This window comes from Asticcacaulis solisilvae (assembly GCF_052327315.1).
Taxonomy (GTDB): Bacteria; Pseudomonadota; Alphaproteobacteria; order Caulobacterales; family Caulobacteraceae; genus Asticcacaulis; species Asticcacaulis solisilvae_B.
This window is the reverse complement of record NZ_CP166196.1, coordinates 2,509,980-2,525,473: the sequence shown is the minus strand read 5'-3', so window position 1 is coordinate 2,525,473 and position 15,494 is coordinate 2,509,980. Positions and strand designations below refer to the sequence as shown.

Genomic DNA, 15,494 nt, shown 5'->3' with positions numbered 1-15,494 from the left:
AACGCGGTGTTCGCCAAACCGGAACACTTTCCGCCTTGCGGCCGCGAATCGGCGTAACAGGGTTACAGGGCACAAGACCGGCGCGAATGCCGGCCGACTGGGGAAGACGGGCATGCGCAGCGACCTGAACGCGCTGGAATTCGCCGATCTGCGGGCGTTTTTCGTGGTGGCCGAGACCGGGAGCTTCACACGCGCGGCGCACCGGCTGGAGGCGGCGAAGTCGATCGTGTCGCGCCGGGTGGCGCGCCTGGAACAGGCCCTGTCGGTCGCATTGCTGCAGCGAACCTCGTCCGGCGCCCTGCTGACCGAGGAAGGCCAAGTCTATTACGAGCTGGCGCGTGCGGCCATGGGGCAACTCGACAGCGCGGCGGAGTCGGTCGGTGGGGCGTTGCAGGACGTTTCCGGGCGGATACGCGTCACTATCCCGATCTATTTCGGCGTCAACTATCTGGCTTCGCTGTTCGCCGAGTTCATGGAGATGCATCCCAGCGTCGAACTCGACATCAACATCTCGGACGACAAGGTCGATGTCGTGCGCGAAGGTTTCGATATCGCGGTCCGGACAGGCCATCTCGGCGATTCCGCGCTGATCGGCCGCCTGCTCTGCCACTCGCGCCGGACCCTGGTGGCCAGCCCCGCCTATCTGGAACGCAGTTCCCGTATCGAGCGACCGGAAGATCTCTGCAACCACCGTATCCTGCACTACAGCAGCCTCTATCCACAGGAGCTGTGGCGGTACCATGCCGGGGACGAAATCGTCCCCCTGCGCGTTACGCCGCAGCTACGCTCGAACAGCGCCACGACCCTGATGGCGGCGGTGACGGCGGGACAGGGACTGACCGTCCTGCCATCCTATGTGACGCATACGGCCGTTGCCGGTGGCCAGGCCGTCGAAGTGCTGCCTGAGGTCAACTGGGGCGTTTCCCCCATCACCTTGCTGACTCCGCCGGGGCGCAATTCGGTCCGCCGGGTTCGCACCCTGCTGGACTTCCTGGTTCTGCGTTTCAATTCGCGGACGGTTTAGTCGCGCGTGATGCGCGCGGCATAACAGCCGCGTTTGGCATAGTGGGCGTGCAGATACGATACGTCAGGATTTTGGAAAAGAGTTTGATAGTATTTTCTATTTCCATTCCATCCATAACATCTGCATCAAGCATGTTGCCGTCCCAGTCGAAGGCCCGCAGCGATATCAGACGCCGGCGGATGACATCAGGAACTTCATCCCTTACATCAAGGGGACGGTCGGCGCCTTCGCGCACGAAGACGGCGTGGCTTGAGCGATACGGCGAATCAGCTGGTTGGTGCATGTAATTCAAAAGTAAAACCTTTTCACCGATTTCCAGATCACGCAGTTCAATGCGGTCGGGAAAGCCCGGACTTTTGTCGGCCACCATGCGGCGGACGCCGCGCGCGAACAGGGCGGCGTCGCCCAGGCCGTAGAGATGGCTAAAGGGCTGCGGATCGAGGCCGGTAATGCGGAAGGACATGGAAAACTCCTGTAGACGACCCGGCCACTATGAATAAAGCCGGCGCGCCCTTCGCTTCGCTTCTTGCCGTGGAATTCAGTCTGCGTAATGTCGGCGATGACCGGCGTCGGAGGCCCCATGACGGACGACACATCAAAGCCGCCTGAGCCGGTGAGCTTCGCCCAGGCTTTCTTGTTCTGGCTCAAGCTCGGCTTTATTTCGTTCGGCGGGCCCGCCGGGCAGATTGCCGTCATGCACCAGGAACTGGTCGAGCAGAAGCGCTGGATATCGGAGCGCAGGTTTCTCCACGCCCTCAACTACTGCATGATGCTGCCGGGACCGGAAGCCCAGCAGCTGGCGACATACATGGGCTGGCTCATGCATCGCACGAAGGGCGGGATCGTTGCCGGTGGCTTGTTCGTCCTGCCGTCGCTCTTCATCCTTACGGGACTGTCGTTTGTCTATGTCACCTTCGGCCATGTGCCGGTGGTGATGGCGCTGTTCTACGGCATCAAGCCGGCGGTAACCGCCATCGTCGTGCAGGCCGTTTACCGCATTGGTGGCCGGGTGCTGAAGAACCCGGTGCTGTGGGCGATCGCCGCCACAGCCTTTGTCGCCATATTTGCCTTCCACGCACCCTTCCCTTTGATCGTGCTGGTGGCCGGACTGGTCGGCGCCGTCGGCGGCAAGGCGTCACCCGCGACCTTCAGCGTTGGCGGTGGTCATGGCGGGGCGGACAAATCCTATGGCGCGGCGTTGGTTGATGACGATACGCCGACGCCCGCCCATGCCCGGTTCAGCTGGGCGCGGCTGACATGCGTTGTTGTCGTCGGCGCGGTATTATGGGTGTTGCCGGTAGTGGCTATCGGACTGCTGCTCGGCCGGGCCCATCCGCTGACCCAAATGGGCGTCTTCTTTTCCAAGGCGGCCCTTCTGACCTTCGGCGGCGCCTATGCCGTCCTGCCCTATGTCTACCAGGGCGCCGTGACGCAGTATGGCTGGCTGACCGGCACGCAGATGATAGATGGCCTGGCATTGGGTGAAACCACGCCCGGCCCGCTGATCATGGTCGTGACCTTTGTCGCCTTTGTCGGCGGCTGGACCAAGGCCTTCCTGGGGCCTGAGGCGCAGTTCGCGGCGGGCGCGGCGGCAGCGCTGGTCGTGACCTGGGTGACCTTTGTGCCGTCCTTCCTCTTCATCTTCGCCGGCGGGCCGCTGATCGAAACGACGCATGGTAATGTGAAGTTCACGGCGCCGCTGACCGCCGTCACGGCCGCGGTTGTCGGCGTCATCCTGAACCTGGCCCTCTTCTTCGGCTACCACGTCCTGTGGCCGCAAGGCTTCGGCGGCGCCTTCGACTGGATATCAGCAGCCATCGCCGTTGTGGCGGCGGCGGCCCTGATCCGCTTCAAGGCCAATGTCATGCTGGTCATCGCCCTGTGCGCCGTCGCCGGCCTGGCCATCCATTTCCTGTGATGCCGGTTGGCAAAGGCGGTTACCTCGCGTAATTCTTGAAGACTGCAGCAAACGGGGGAATCATGTCGGGCACCGCATCATCGGACAAGGTATCTCTGGGCCACCTGCTGGCCTTTATCGGCCCCTGCATTCCCTTTGCCGCCCTGGGTTTGCCGTTGGCGGTGACCCTGCCGGAATATTATGGCACGCAGCTTCAGGTCGGCGGCATTGTCGGCCTGGTCTTCCTGATCGTGCGCTGTTTCGACATCCTCGTCGATCCGCCGCTCGGTTTCTGGATGGACCGTACCCGCACGAAACTCGGCCGATTCAAGCTGTGGATGCTGATCTGCCTGCCGATCCTGTTCGTGTCGACGGGCTTTATCTTCCTGGCGCACAAGGGCGTTGGCGCGCCCTATCTCGGGATCTGGCTGTTCGTACTCTATGTCGGCTTCTCGATCGCGGCGCTCAGTCAGGCCAGCTGGGGCACCGTCCTGTCGTCGGACTATAATGAGCGCTCGCGCATCTTCGCCTGGTGGCAGGTCGGCAACATCTTCGGCATCCTGTGTGTGGCGCTGATCCCGGTGATCGCGCAGTCGCTGCACTACACCTATATCCAAGGCGTGCAGGCCATGGGCCTGTTCATCATGATCAGTCTGCCCATCACTATCGGCGTCGCCTTGTGGATCGTGCCGGAAAAGGTATCGGACGCGGCAACGCACGACATCAAGCTTAGCCACTATTTCGATATGTGGAAGTACCGCAATGTCCGCGCCATTCTGTGGTGCGACCTGTTCATGGGGCTGGCGCCGGGCGTTATGGGCGCGCTCTTCTTCTACTTCTTCGAAGAGACCAAGGGGCTGGACCGGATGCAGACCAGCATCGCCATGCTGCTCTATTTCCTGGCGGGGATCGTCGGGGCGCCGATCTGGGTGCTGGTGTCGAAGGCGATCGGCAAGCACGCAACCCTGATCGTTTCCAGCATCATCTTCGCCGCGCTATACGCCGCCATGTATTTTGCGCCCAAGGGCAACTTTCCGGTCTGTGCCCTGATGACCTTCCTCAACGGCATCCCTTATGCCGCGTCGCTGCTGCTGACGCGCGCCTGCATGGCCGATATCGGCGACGAGGTCAGGCTGGACACCGGCCATGACCACAAGGGCACGCTGATGGCCATCCTGTCGGCCACCACCAAGATCGGCTATGCCCTGTCGGCCTTTACCATCACGGTGGTCGGCTGGCTGCACTTCAACGTCAAGGCGCCGGCGGCGAGCCCGCCCGAAGCCCTGGTCTGGCTGCAAATCCTGTTCATTGGTTTGCCTGTGCTGTTCCTGCTGCTTGGCGCGCTGGCCATGAAAGACTATGATCTTTCCGCAAAGCGCCATGCCGACATCATGGCGCGCCTGAAAGCCAAGGACCTGACGTGACCCATCCTATCGAAGCGCTGCTTGAGGTCATGCGCCGGCTGCGCGACCCGGAAACCGGCTGCCCCTGGGACCGCGAGCAGACCTTCGCCTCCATCGCCCCCTATACGATCGAGGAATCGTACGAGGTCTCCGACGCTATCGAGCGCAACGACATGCGCGACCTCAAGGAAGAACTGGGCGACCTGTTGTTCCAGGTCGTTTTTCACGCGCGCATGGCCGAGGAGCAGGGCCTGTTCGATTTCAACGACGTGGCCCACGGCATGGCGGAAAAGCTGATCCGCCGTCATCCGCACGTCTTCGGCGATGTCAGCCACCGCACGGCGGAAGAGCAGACTGTTGCCTGGGAGGTCGTCAAGGCCGAGGAGCGCAAGGCCAAGGACAAGGGCGGTATTTTGGACGACGTGCCCGTGGGGCTGCCGGCCCTGACGCGCGCCGCCAAACTGACCAAGCGTGCGGCGCGGGTCGGCTTCGACTGGCCGACGCTCAATGAGGTGGTCGACAAGCTCGACGAGGAGACGCTCGAGCTCAAGGCCGAGATCGCGGCCGGCGACCTGCCCAAGGCGCGCGAGGAACTGGGTGACCTGCTGTTCGTCATGGCCAACCTGGCACGCAAGCTCGATGTCGAGCCCGAGGACGCCCTGCGCGGCACCAATCGCAAATTCGTCCGCCGCTTCTCGGCTATCGAGGCCGAGCTGAAGGCGCAGGGCCGTACGCCCGACGAAGCGACGCTGGAAGAGATGGACGCCATCTGGAACCGCATCAAGCAGGCGGAGCATCAGGCGGGCTGATGGCGCTCCCGAAGGGCCTGCGCAATACCCTGATCAGCCTCGGCCTGTGCGCCGGCCTGATCGGCGCCTATTATGTCACGGTGTCGTCCAGCCCGGTGCCGTCCGATACCGAAATCGTCTTCGCGAAATCGGGCTGCGGCGGAGCCTGCGCGATAGAGCGCGTCGTCATTGCCGCCGATGGCCGGACGGAGATCACGGAGGCCGGCCACAAGACGCAGCGCACCGTCTCGGCCTACGCCCTGCGCAATATTCTGATCACCTTTCGCAGCGTGCATTTTCTCGACCAAGACGTCGCCAAATGGCGGACGAACGGCGCCGCCGATGTCTGTCTGCTGGGCCTGACGCAGGACCATCGCAAGGTCTCGATCCGTTACGCCTGCGGCGACAGATCCCCTGTTGTCACAAGGCCTTTGGGTGTCATCCGGCAGGCTTTGAAATAGCTTGCAGTTTGCCTTCTATGCTTGTGCGCAAGCTGTCTTCTCTTTTCGCTTTCGCTCCACAAGTAAGTCGCCGTGGTGGATTGCGAATCGTGGGGTCCTGACGTTAAGACTTGTAAATCGCCACTGAGTTTTGTCATGCCGCGTCAGAAGAAATCGACCACGCCCCCTGCTCCGCCGCCGCCGCGTTCGCGCCTGATCCGCGGCGACGCCCCCAAGGCCAAGGCGGTAAAGCCGCTGCCGCCGCGCGCGCAGAAGAACCGGTCCCTGTGCCCGATCAACCTGGTGCTGGAAGCCGTCGGGGACAGCTGGTCGATGCTGATCGTGCGCGACCTGATGCTGCGCGGCCATACCAGCTATCAGGCCTTCCTGCGGTCGGATGAGCGCATCGCCACCAATATCCTGGCCGACCGCCTGCAGAAGCTTGAGCAGAACGGCCTGATCAGCAAGGCGGCCGACCCGGCCGACGCGCGCAAATATATCTACGCCCTGACGTCCAAGGGCGCTGACCTGGCCCCTCTCCTTGTCGAAATGACCCTGTTCAGCCTCAAGCACGAGCAGCGCATCGACATGCCGAAGGAGATCGTGGCGGAAATGCAGAAGAACAAGCAGGGCTTTGCCGGCAAGCTGGTGCGCAACTTTACGCCGAGAACCAAGGCGAAATCGGTGCGCGAGGCCGAGGTCGATCCGGCCGACGAGACGCTGAGCCTGTTCTGACTATTCGGCTATAGACCGCAAGACGCGCGCCGGATTGCCGGCGGCCAGGGTGTCCGGCGGCACATCCCTGGTGACGACCGAACCTGCCGCCACCACCGAATTGTCGCCTATCGTCACGCCGCCGATGATGGTCACATTGGCGGCGATCCAGACGTTTTTCCCGATGACGATCGGACTGGCGGTCACGCCGTCGCGGCGCTTTGACGGCGCAACCGGATGGCCGGAGGTGATGAGGCTGACATTCGGCCCGATCATGACGTCGTCGCCGATGTCGATCCCGCCCAGGTCATACATCGTGCAATTCTGGTTGATGAAGACACGCCGGCCCAGGCGGATATTTTCGCCGCCGGTGGTGTAAAACGGCGGGATCAGCGAAAAGCCCTCATCGACCTCGGCGCCGATCAGATCGCTGAATACCGCGCGGACTTGCCCGGCTTCGGCCATGGTGAGGCGGTTGAGGACCGGCGTGATCGCCATGGCGCGCTGGACTGCGGCGACCATGGCGGCCGACTCCGGCGTCCGGCGGGCGATAAGGGTGCTGCGATCGTCGTTCGGCATGGGCGCTCCTTAGGAACGTCCATGCCTATCGCGATTCCTATTCCAGCGCCGCCAGTTCGATATGTTCTTCTTCTTCCCGGGTCGGCTTGGCGGCGCGCTTGGGCTGCTTGATCAGCAGCAGCAGCGGCATGGCCAGGAAGCACATGATCATCATCAGCCAGAAGTCGTCGATATAGGCGACCATGCTGGCCTGGCGCGTGATTTCGCCATTGAGCGACAGGGCCGTATGCGCGTCGGCCAGCATCTCGGGGTGCTGGGCCGTGACATTGGCCACCAGGCTTTCGTGGATGGTCTGGGTGTTGCCGACCAGCAGGGCCTGGACGGTGGCGATGCCGATCGACGAGCCGATATTGCGCACCAGGCTGTAGATCGAGGTGCCGTCGGGACGCAGGTCGCCCGACAGGGTCGCAAACGTCGCCGCCGACAGGGGCACGAAGACCAGGCCCAGGCCGAAGCCCTGGATGACGCCCGGAATGATGATCGCCATCTGCGAGGTCTCGACCGTGTACTTGGTCATCATCCACAGGGTTAGGCCCGTCAGGAAGAAGCCGACGCCCAGGATCAGCCGCAGGTCGACCTTGCCCACCATGCGGCCGACGATCATCATGGCCAGCATGGTGCCGAGGCCGCCGGGCGCCGTAATGATGCCGGCATAGTAGGGCGTATAGCCCATCAGGCCTTGCAGCATCGACGGCATCAGCGCCCGCGTGGCGAACAGGACCAGGCCGACGATGAAGATGAACAGCAGGCCCGTCGTGAAGTTGCGGTTCATCAGCAGGCGGTAGTTGAAAAAGGTCTGGCCCGCCGGCTTGGTCGCCGTATGGATGATGAAGAAGCCCAGCGACACGAAAGCCAGGACGCCTTCTATCCAGGTTTCGAACGACGAGAACCAGTCGTTTTGCTGGCCGCGGTCAAGCAGCATCTGCAGCGAGCCGATGAACAGGCTCAGCATCGCAAAGCCGAAGATGTCGAACTTCGTCGGCTTGCGCACGCCGTTGTCGGGAATGAAGTTCCAGATGCCGAACAGGGCCGCCGCGCCGATCGGCACGTTGATGAAGAAGCACCAGCGCCAGTCATAGGTGTCGGTCAGCCAGCCGCCCAGGGTCGGTCCCAGGATCGGGCCGACCATGACGCCCATGCCCCAGACGGCCATGGCCGAACCGTGCTTTTCGCGCGGGTTGATATCGAGCAGGGTCGATTGCGACAGCGGCACCAGGGCGGCGCCGAACACACCCTGCAACAGGCGCGCAACGACCATTTCGGTCAACGATCCGGCAACGCCGCAGAAGATCGAGGCCAGGGTAAAGCCGGCGATCGACACCAGGAACAGCATCTTGGTGCCGATGCGGTCCGACACCCAGCCGGTCAGCGGCGTGGCGATGGCGGTCGCGACGATGAACGAGGTCAGGACCCAGGTGATCTGGTCCGAAGACGCATTCAGCGAGCCCTGCATGTGCGGCAGGGCGACATTGGCGATGGTGCCGTCGATGGCGACGATGATCGTCGCCAGCATGATCGATATCGTGATCATGGTCCGGTTGATCGGCGGGGATGCGGAATTGGCGTCGCTCATGAAGATGTCTCGATACGCTTCTGGATTTGCTCCAGTAATTCGGAAAACTGATCCAGCTTGTCTGGACTGATCCCGTGCAGGATATCCATACGGAAAGTTTCGGCGGTGGTATGGACTTCGTCGGAAATCGCCTCGCCTGCGGCGGTCAGGTGGATATGTTTGATGCGGCGGTCGGTGGTGCAGGCGACGCGTTCGACCAAGCCGGCCTTCACCAGCCGGTCGATCATCGCGACCATGGTGGCCGGCTCGACCGACAACTGCGTTGCCAGTTCGCCCTGCGACGGCGGCTTGTCGGCCTTTGCGACCATGGCGATGGTCATCCAGCCGGCCTGGGAAACGCCAAGGTCTTTCAGGCGCGCATCGAGGGCGACGCGCCACTGGCGGGCGGTGCTGTGCAGGGCGCGGGAAAAGCGTTCTTCGGGTGTCATGGTTCGCCGGCTAATAATTAGATATCTAACTATTTACGCCTGACTCATCGACAAGGCAAGACACTTCGTATTTCAGCTATGCGAAACCAGCTTCTCGTAGCGCCCATACGCCTGGTCGGACAGTTTGACGCGCAGATGGACGCGGCCGGTCTCGTCGTCGTGGCGGTCGAGCACCCGACCGTTCTGATACAAAAACGCCAGCACGTCGCCGCGGTGCGGATCCAGCACGATGTCCATCTCCTCGCCGGCGGCGTCGACCAGTTGCGCCACCTGGCTCAGCAGCGCGTCCAGCCCCTCGCCGCTCACTGCCGACACCGGCAATGGCCGGTTGGCTTCGCGGGCGGTGGTGGCGCGGGCGTAGAGAACGTCCTTCGCCTCTTCGTCCATCAGGTCGATCTTGTTCCACACCTCGATCATCCGGCCCTGGTCGAGTTCGGGCAGGATGGTCTTCAGCACCTCTTCGACGTCGGCCTTCTGGGCCTCGGTCTCGGGGTTGGCGACGTCGCGTACGTGCAGGATCAGGTCGGCCTCGACCACCTCTTCCAGCGTGGCGCGGAAGGCAGCGACCAGTTCGTGCGGCAGGTCCGAGATGAAGCCCACCGTGTCCGACAGGATGGCTGAGCGGCCATTGGGCAGTTTCAGCGTGCGCAGGGTCGTGTCGAGCGTGGCGAACAAAAGGTCCTTGGCGAAGACCTCGGCGCGCGTCAGGCGGTTGAACAGGGTCGACTTGCCGGCATTGGTGTAGCCGACCAGGGCGACGATCGGATACGGCACCTTTTTGCGCGCCGAACGGTGCAGCGCCCGCGTGCGCCGGACCTCGTCAAGCTCCTCTTTGAGAAGCTTGATGCGGTCGGCGATCATGCGCCGGTCGAGTTCGATCTGGGTTTCGCCGGGGCCGCCGGTGGTGCCGGAGGCGCGCTGGCGCTCAAGGTGGGTCCAGGTGCGCACCAGGCGTGAGCGCTCGTATTCCAGACGCGCCAGCTCGACCTGCAGCTTGCCTTCGCGCGTGCGGGCGCGCCGGCCGAAGATTTCGAGGATCAGGCCTGTGCGGTCGACGACCTTGCGGCCAAGGTCCTTTTCGAGATTGCGCTGCTGGATCGGCGTCAGCACGCCGTTGACGACGACCAGGGTCGCATCAACGGAATCGCTCAAAGCCTTGATTTCCTCGACCTTCCCCTGACCGAACAGGGTGGCGGGATTGATCTTGCGGACACGCGCTGTGGTCTCGCCGACGATCTCGAGGTCGAGCGCCAGGGCCAGCCCGCAGGCTTCTTCCAGACGCGACTCTTCGTACCGGCGTTCAGTGCCGGTGGCATGGTGGCCCAGATCCGGGTCGACCACGACAGCACGCTCCACCGGGGGAGCGTGGTCATGATAACGGTCAGACAATGAAAGCAGCCCCTTTCAGGGACTTAATCATCGGAGTCTTCTTCCTGCTCGTAGAGCTGGACGGGGGCAGCAGGCATGATGGTCGAGATCGCGTGCTTATACACCAGCTGCGACTGACCGTCGCGGCGCAGCAACACGCAGAAGTTGTCGAACCAGCTGACAATGCCCTGCAGCTTGACGCCGTTGATCAGGAAAATGGTGAGCGGGGTTTTGGTTTTGCGGACACTGTTGAGGAACGTATCCTGCAGGTTTTGCTTTTTATCGTGGGACATTGGTGGCCCTTCTCGTTTCTAGAATTGGGGGCACCGCGCCCCCGACACAGACATCAGGTACACGCCGGTCTTTGCCGGTCGTGAAAGTGTATGCTCACCCTAAGGTGCGCAAAGTCATATTAGGCGAAACTTTCGCGGTTTATCAACCGCGCCCGCGAAAAAAAGCGATGGGGTGGCGTTCAGACGCCCGCGGTACGGTGTGCCCGGTCGATATAGGCTTCGCGTAACGCTGTCGCGACAAGGCCCGGCGCTCCGTTACCGATCGGCTGGCCGTCGATCGCCACGATCGGCATGACCAGGCTGGTGGCCGCGGAAATGAAGACTTCGCGGGCCTTTTTCGCGTCTTCGAGCGTGAAGGCCTCTTCGCGGATGTCGAGGCCCGATTCGGCGATGACTGACAGCAGGTTGAGCCGCGTGACCCCCGCCAGGATGTTGGCGTTGAGGCTGCGTGTACGAATGACGCCGTCGTCGCCGACCATGTAGACATTGGTCGATCCGCCTTCGGTGACGAAACCGTCCGCATCGACGAAGATGACTTCGCCCGCGCCCTGCTCTTTCGCCGCCTGTTTGGCCAGGACGTTGGGCAACAGGCCCGTGGTCTTGATATCGCAACGGCCCCATCGGATATCGGGGGCGCTCATGGCCTTGATGCCATGTTCGGCCTTAAGCGCAGCGGCTTCACGGTCGACAGGACGTGCGGTGATGATGACGCCGGGTTTCACGTCCACCGGGAAGACGTGGTCGCGGGGGGCGGCGCCGCGGCTGACCTGCAGATAGACCATGCCTTCGAGGATACGGTTGCGGCGAACGACTTCGTTGAGGACGGTCAGCAGCGAGGCGCGCGGCATCGGCATGGCCATTTTCAGTTCGCGCAAGGATCGCTCAAGCCGGTTGAGGTGGCCGTCGAGATCGGCCAGTTGCCCGCCGAATACCGACCAGACCTCATAGACCGCATCCGCGAACAAAAGCCCGCGGTCCTCGATCGAGACGGCAGCGTCGCGAAGCGGCACGTAAGCGCCGTTGACATAGGCTGTGCGGGGCATGGGTTTGTCCTTTAGGCTGTGTGCTCCAATCGCATGCGGGTACCCGCTTTGGCAAGGGTGGCGTGCGTGAGAGGCTATACCTGAAGGCTATCCACAGATTTCACAGATTAATCAGAGGATTGGGCTGCTATCTTCGTGCGAATTTCGGTTGAAGACGGCGCTTGGCGCGGATGCCGTCTGACTTCGCGAAGTGTGGAAATTTAAGAAAAAGGCGTTCCCGGCTAACCGCCGGAAACGCCTGAATAATCTGTGTAATCTGCGGATTTCTTGCGTTTAGGCGTCCTCTTCCTCGGAACGGATATGCGCCAGGCCGAGCGACTTCAGCTTGCGGTGCAGGGCCGAACGTTCCATGCCGATGAAGTTGGCCGTGCGCGAGATATTGCCGCCGAAGCGGACGATCTGCGACGACAGGTATTCGCGCTCGAAGACCTCGCGGGCGTCGCGCAGCGGCAGGGCGATGATGCGCTCCGGACGGATGGCGCCGGCGACCGCCGATTCCACCACTTCCGACGGCAGCATGTGCGCCGTGATCGGTTCCGACGGGTTGCCCGACGCCAGGATCAGCAGGCGCTCGATATTGTTGCGCAACTGGCGGACATTGCCCGGCCATTCGTGGACTTGCAGCGTCGCCATGGCGTCTTCCGACAGGATGCGGCGCGGCAGGCCCTGGGCAGCACTGATGCGTTCGATGAAGTAGGTGACCAGTTCCGCGATATCGCCGCGGCGCTCCGACAGGCCCGGTACGCGCACCGGCACGACGTTGAGGCGATGGAACAGGTCCTCCCGGAAACGGCCGGCGGCGATTTCGGACTGCAGGTCCTTGGAGGTTGACGAGATGACGCGGACATCGACCTGGACGTCCTGGTTGCCGCCGACGCGCTGGAAGCGCTGTTCGACCAGCACACGCAGGATGCGGCTCTGGCTTTCCGGTGGCATGTCGGCCACTTCGTCGAGGAACAGGGTGCCGCCGTGGGCGCGTTCGAACACGCCGATCTTGCGCGGCTTGCCGCCCTCGCCTTCCTCGCCGAACAGCTCGACATCAAGGCGTTCCGGCGTCATGCCGGCGGCCGAGATCGGCACGAATTCGCAGCGCGTGCGGGGACTGGCTTCGTGGATCATACGCGCCACCAGTTCCTTGCCGGAACCGGCGGGGCCCGAGATCATGATGCGCGAATTGGCCGGCGCCACCTTGGCGATGGTGGAGCGCAGCAGCTGCGCCGCCGGCGAATTGCCGATCAGCCCGTCCGGCACGACCGCCTGGTTGCGCAGGCGGCGGTTTTCGCGGCGCAGACTGGTAATTTCAAGCGCACGCTGAACAACCATAATCAAGCGCTCGGTTTTAAAGGGCTTTTCGATGAAATCGAAGGCGCCCTTCTTGATTGCCGAAACCGCCGTTTCGATCGTGCCGTGGCCCGAAATCATGATGCAGGGAATGTCGGGATCCAGCTCCTGGATCACGCCCAGCAGCTCAAGGCCGTCCATGCCGCCGCCCTGCATCCAGATATCGAGGACGCACAGGCTGGGCTTGCGCGCCTTGATGGCCCTGAGCGCCGTATTTGCGTCGGCGGCCGTACGGACGGCATAGCCTTCATCCTCGAGGATGCCGGCGATCAGTTCCCGGATATCCGCTTCGTCGTCAACGACCAGGATATCAACGCCAGACGATACTTTCATCATACCCTCATCAGCTTGGCGCCCAGAACGGCGCCATCCTGGGGCGCGCTGCCGCGTCCCGCTTGTAGCCGCGGCAGGCGCAAGGTCGCGCGCGCACCGCTTAAATGGACGGCGTCGCTGAGCGCGAAGTCGCCACCATGATCTTCCAGAATGCGTTTAACGATGGCCAGGCCCAGGCCCGTGCCCTTTTCCCGCGTCGTCACATAGGGTTCGGTCAGCCGGTCGCGATCCTTTTCCGGCAGGCCGATGCCGTCGTCCTCGACCGCGATGGTAACGAAATCGTCGTCATAGGCCATTTCGACGCGCAGGTGTCCGATCGGACCTTCGCCGGTACCGGTTTCCTGGCCCTGGTCGCGCAGCAGGCGCGACGAGATGGCTTCGCCGCCGTTCTTCAGCACATTGCCCAGCGCCTGGCCCAGCATGCGGCCGTCGCACACGACCTTCAGCTCTGGCAGTGGCTCGGCGATCTCGATGACTATGTCGGGACGCGCCACGCGCTGGGCGAAGACCGAGGAACGGACAAGCTCAGCGGCCTCTTCCTCGGCGAAATTGGGCGCGGGCATGCGGGCGAAGGACGAAAACTCGTCGACCATGCGGCCGATATCACCGACCTGTCTCACAATGGTATCGGTCAGGCGGTCGAAGGTTTCGCCGTCCGTCTCGATTTGACCCCGGTACTTCTTGCGCAGGCGCTCGGCCGACAGCTGGATCGGCGTCAGCGGGTTCTTGATCTCGTGGGCGATACGGCGCGCCACGTCCTTCCAGGCCGCATTGCGTTGCGCGGCAATCAGGCGGGTGATGTCGTCGAAGGTCAGGACGGCGCCGCCTGTTTCCAGGCCCGAGATCCGGACGCGCACGCGGCGGGTCTCGCCCTTGCGCACCAGGTCGACTTCCTGCTCCTCGACGCGCTGCACCGAAACATTATTCAAAAGGTCAACGATTTCAGGGGCAAGGTCGCGAATCTTGCCGCCGATCGCGTCTTCCGCCGAGATACCGAGGAAGCTGGCGGCGTGGCGGTTGATCGCCGAAACATGCTCCAGCACGTCGATGCCGACGATGCCGGCGCTGATTTCGGACAGGACGGTTTCGATGAAGCGGCGGCGGCTCTCGGCCTCCTCGCCTGCGGACTTCAGCGCCAGCTGCTGGCTCTGCAGGTCCGAGGTCATGCGGTTGAAGGCGCGCGACAGCACGGCAATGTCTTCAGACTGCTTGTGGGTCATGACGCGTGCGTTTAGGTCCCCGGATGCCACCTTGTCGGCCGCCTGCACAAGTCGGGCCACGGGCACGGCGATGCTTTCGGCGGCCGAGGTCCCACCCCAGATGGCGCCGATCAGCACCAGCAGGACGGCTTCGAGATAGGCCATGAAGAAGACGCCCTGGACGCGGGCCTTACGGTTGGCGGAGTCGCGATAGGCGTTGATGGCGTCGTTGGCCTGTTTCATCCGCTCGTACAGGCCCTCCGGCAGGGGACGGATCCCATAAAGGAAGGCGCCGTTGGTGCCGTTGTAGTTTTCCAGCGGCTGCAGGAAGCGCATGGCGTCCGACGACGGTATCCAGCCCTTCAGTCCACCATTGGTCACGTCGTCGAGTGCCGACGGCGGCGGCACGGCGAAGGGCGGAGAGCCCGGCTCTTCGGCTCGGACCAGAATCTGGCCGGTCTTGTCGATGATATAGACGGCCGACAGGTTGGGCTTGCTTTCCAGCGTGTTCTTGAGTGCGATGGCAAAGGCCAGGCGGTCGGGGAACAGGGCCTTGGCGCGTTCGCTGCCCAGGGCCGAATGAATGTAGGTCATGGTCGCGCCGCCGGCTTCGCTGTTATCGTTGAGCACGATCTTGGCGATCTCGGCGCCGTTTTCGACCGAGCCGCGCACCCGGTCCGAGAACCAGGTGTCGAGGCCGCGATTGAGGAACATGAAGGCCAGGGCGACAACGATGGCCGGCAGCACGGCGGCGATCGAGAACAGGAATACGAAACGCAAGTGCAGCCGGGCGCCGGCGTCGGCGCCCCGGCTGCGGGCGATGGCGATGACGCGCCGGATGACGAACCAGATCAGGCCCAATAGCAGGACCAGGTTGAGCGCGACGAGGATCAGCAGGTATTGGCTGGCCTGCCCGATCGGCGCCGTGCCGGGCGTCGCCACTATCAGCCAGATAATAAAGGCCGTGGTCAGCAGAGACGCGCCATAACCCGTGCCCAGCAGCAGTCGCTGCGTGCCCGTCGACCGGACATTACGCAGGCTGCGCATCAGCGCTTGCCACGAGTGGCGTCG

14 protein-coding genes and 1 pseudogene are annotated in these 15,494 nt (G+C 63.1%); 6 read left to right on the top strand and 9 right to left on the bottom strand.

Features of this window, described 5'->3' with window-relative positions; all coding sequences use genetic code 11:
* Window positions 1–112 precede the first annotated feature (112 nt).
* The gene (locus tag AB8717_RS11950) at window positions 113–1,024 is read left to right on the top strand and encodes a LysR family transcriptional regulator (RefSeq protein ID WP_443747560.1); all 912 of its coding nucleotides are present in this window, start codon (window positions 113–115) and stop codon (window positions 1,022–1,024) included.
* Here AB8717_RS11950 and AB8717_RS11945 read toward each other — a convergent pair.
* Window positions 1,021–1,394: pseudogene (locus AB8717_RS11945) on the bottom strand (DUF1203 domain-containing protein). The gene AB8717_RS11950 and the pseudogene AB8717_RS11945 overlap by 4 nt on opposite strands.
* Before the next feature lie 210 nt (window positions 1,395–1,604).
* Between AB8717_RS11945 and chrA the strand changes: the two are divergent.
* The 5 genes from chrA to AB8717_RS11920 all read left to right on the top strand — a co-directional run bounded on the left by chrA (window position 1,605) and on the right by AB8717_RS11920 (window position 6,287).
* Window positions 1,605–2,942 carry a chromate efflux transporter gene (gene chrA / locus AB8717_RS11940; RefSeq protein WP_443747559.1) on the top strand — a complete coding sequence of 446 codons (1,338 nt, stop codon included), beginning with the start codon at window positions 1,605–1,607 and terminating at the stop codon, window positions 2,940–2,942.
* A 62-nt stretch (window positions 2,943–3,004) separates the two neighbouring features.
* The gene (locus AB8717_RS11935) at window positions 3,005–4,345 is read left to right on the top strand and encodes an MFS transporter (RefSeq protein WP_443747558.1); all 1,341 of its coding nucleotides are present in this window, start codon (window positions 3,005–3,007) and stop codon (window positions 4,343–4,345) included.
* Between the two features lie 29 nt (window positions 4,346–4,374).
* A complete protein-coding gene (mazG, locus tag AB8717_RS11930; RefSeq protein ID WP_443750882.1) occupies window positions 4,375–5,133 on the top strand; it encodes a nucleoside triphosphate pyrophosphohydrolase in 759 nt (252 codons plus the stop codon).
* Window positions 5,133–5,573 carry a hypothetical protein gene (locus AB8717_RS11925; protein WP_443747557.1) on the top strand — a complete coding sequence of 147 codons (441 nt, stop codon included), beginning with the start codon at window positions 5,133–5,135 and terminating at the stop codon, window positions 5,571–5,573. Before mazG ends, AB8717_RS11925 begins: the two co-directional genes overlap by 1 nt.
* Window positions 5,574–5,708: 135 nt before the next feature.
* Entirely contained in the window at window positions 5,709–6,287 is a 579-nt protein-coding gene (locus AB8717_RS11920) for a winged helix-turn-helix transcriptional regulator (RefSeq protein ID WP_443747556.1), read from the top strand.
* On the opposite strand, the gene AB8717_RS11915 is transcribed toward AB8717_RS11920, so the two are convergent.
* From AB8717_RS11915 to AB8717_RS11880, 8 genes are all read right to left on the bottom strand, one after another.
* Window positions 6,288–6,845, bottom strand: a complete 558-nt coding sequence (locus tag AB8717_RS11915) for a sugar O-acetyltransferase (RefSeq protein WP_443747555.1) — start codon at window positions 6,843–6,845, stop codon at window positions 6,288–6,290.
* A 37-nt stretch (window positions 6,846–6,882) separates the two neighbouring features.
* On the bottom strand, window positions 6,883–8,418 hold the full coding sequence (locus AB8717_RS11910) for an MDR family MFS transporter (protein ID WP_443747554.1): 1,536 nt from the start codon (window positions 8,416–8,418) through the stop codon (window positions 6,883–6,885).
* A complete protein-coding gene (locus tag AB8717_RS11905) occupies window positions 8,415–8,846 on the bottom strand; it encodes a MarR family winged helix-turn-helix transcriptional regulator (protein WP_443747553.1) in 432 nt (143 codons plus the stop codon). Before AB8717_RS11905 ends, AB8717_RS11910 begins: the two co-directional genes overlap by 4 nt.
* Window positions 8,847–8,918: 72 nt before the next feature.
* On the bottom strand, window positions 8,919–10,235 hold the full coding sequence (gene hflX, locus AB8717_RS11900; RefSeq protein WP_443747552.1) for a GTPase HflX: 1,317 nt from the start codon (window positions 10,233–10,235) through the stop codon (window positions 8,919–8,921).
* A gap of 23 nt (window positions 10,236–10,258) precedes the next feature.
* Complete coding sequence (gene hfq, locus AB8717_RS11895; protein WP_443747551.1) at window positions 10,259–10,507, bottom strand: RNA chaperone Hfq; 249 nt, start codon at window positions 10,505–10,507, stop codon at window positions 10,259–10,261.
* 179 nt (window positions 10,508–10,686) lie between these two features.
* Complete coding sequence (locus tag AB8717_RS11890; protein WP_443747550.1) at window positions 10,687–11,550, bottom strand: D-amino-acid transaminase; 864 nt, start codon at window positions 11,548–11,550, stop codon at window positions 10,687–10,689.
* Between the two features lie 273 nt (window positions 11,551–11,823).
* A complete protein-coding gene (ntrX, locus tag AB8717_RS11885) occupies window positions 11,824–13,224 on the bottom strand; it encodes a nitrogen assimilation response regulator NtrX (protein ID WP_443747549.1) in 1,401 nt (466 codons plus the stop codon).
* Window positions 13,224–15,470 carry an ATP-binding protein gene (locus tag AB8717_RS11880; protein ID WP_443747548.1) on the bottom strand — a complete coding sequence of 749 codons (2,247 nt, stop codon included), beginning with the start codon at window positions 15,468–15,470 and terminating at the stop codon, window positions 13,224–13,226. The genes ntrX and AB8717_RS11880 overlap by 1 nt, the downstream gene beginning before the upstream one ends.
* Window positions 15,471–15,494 lie beyond the last annotated feature (24 nt).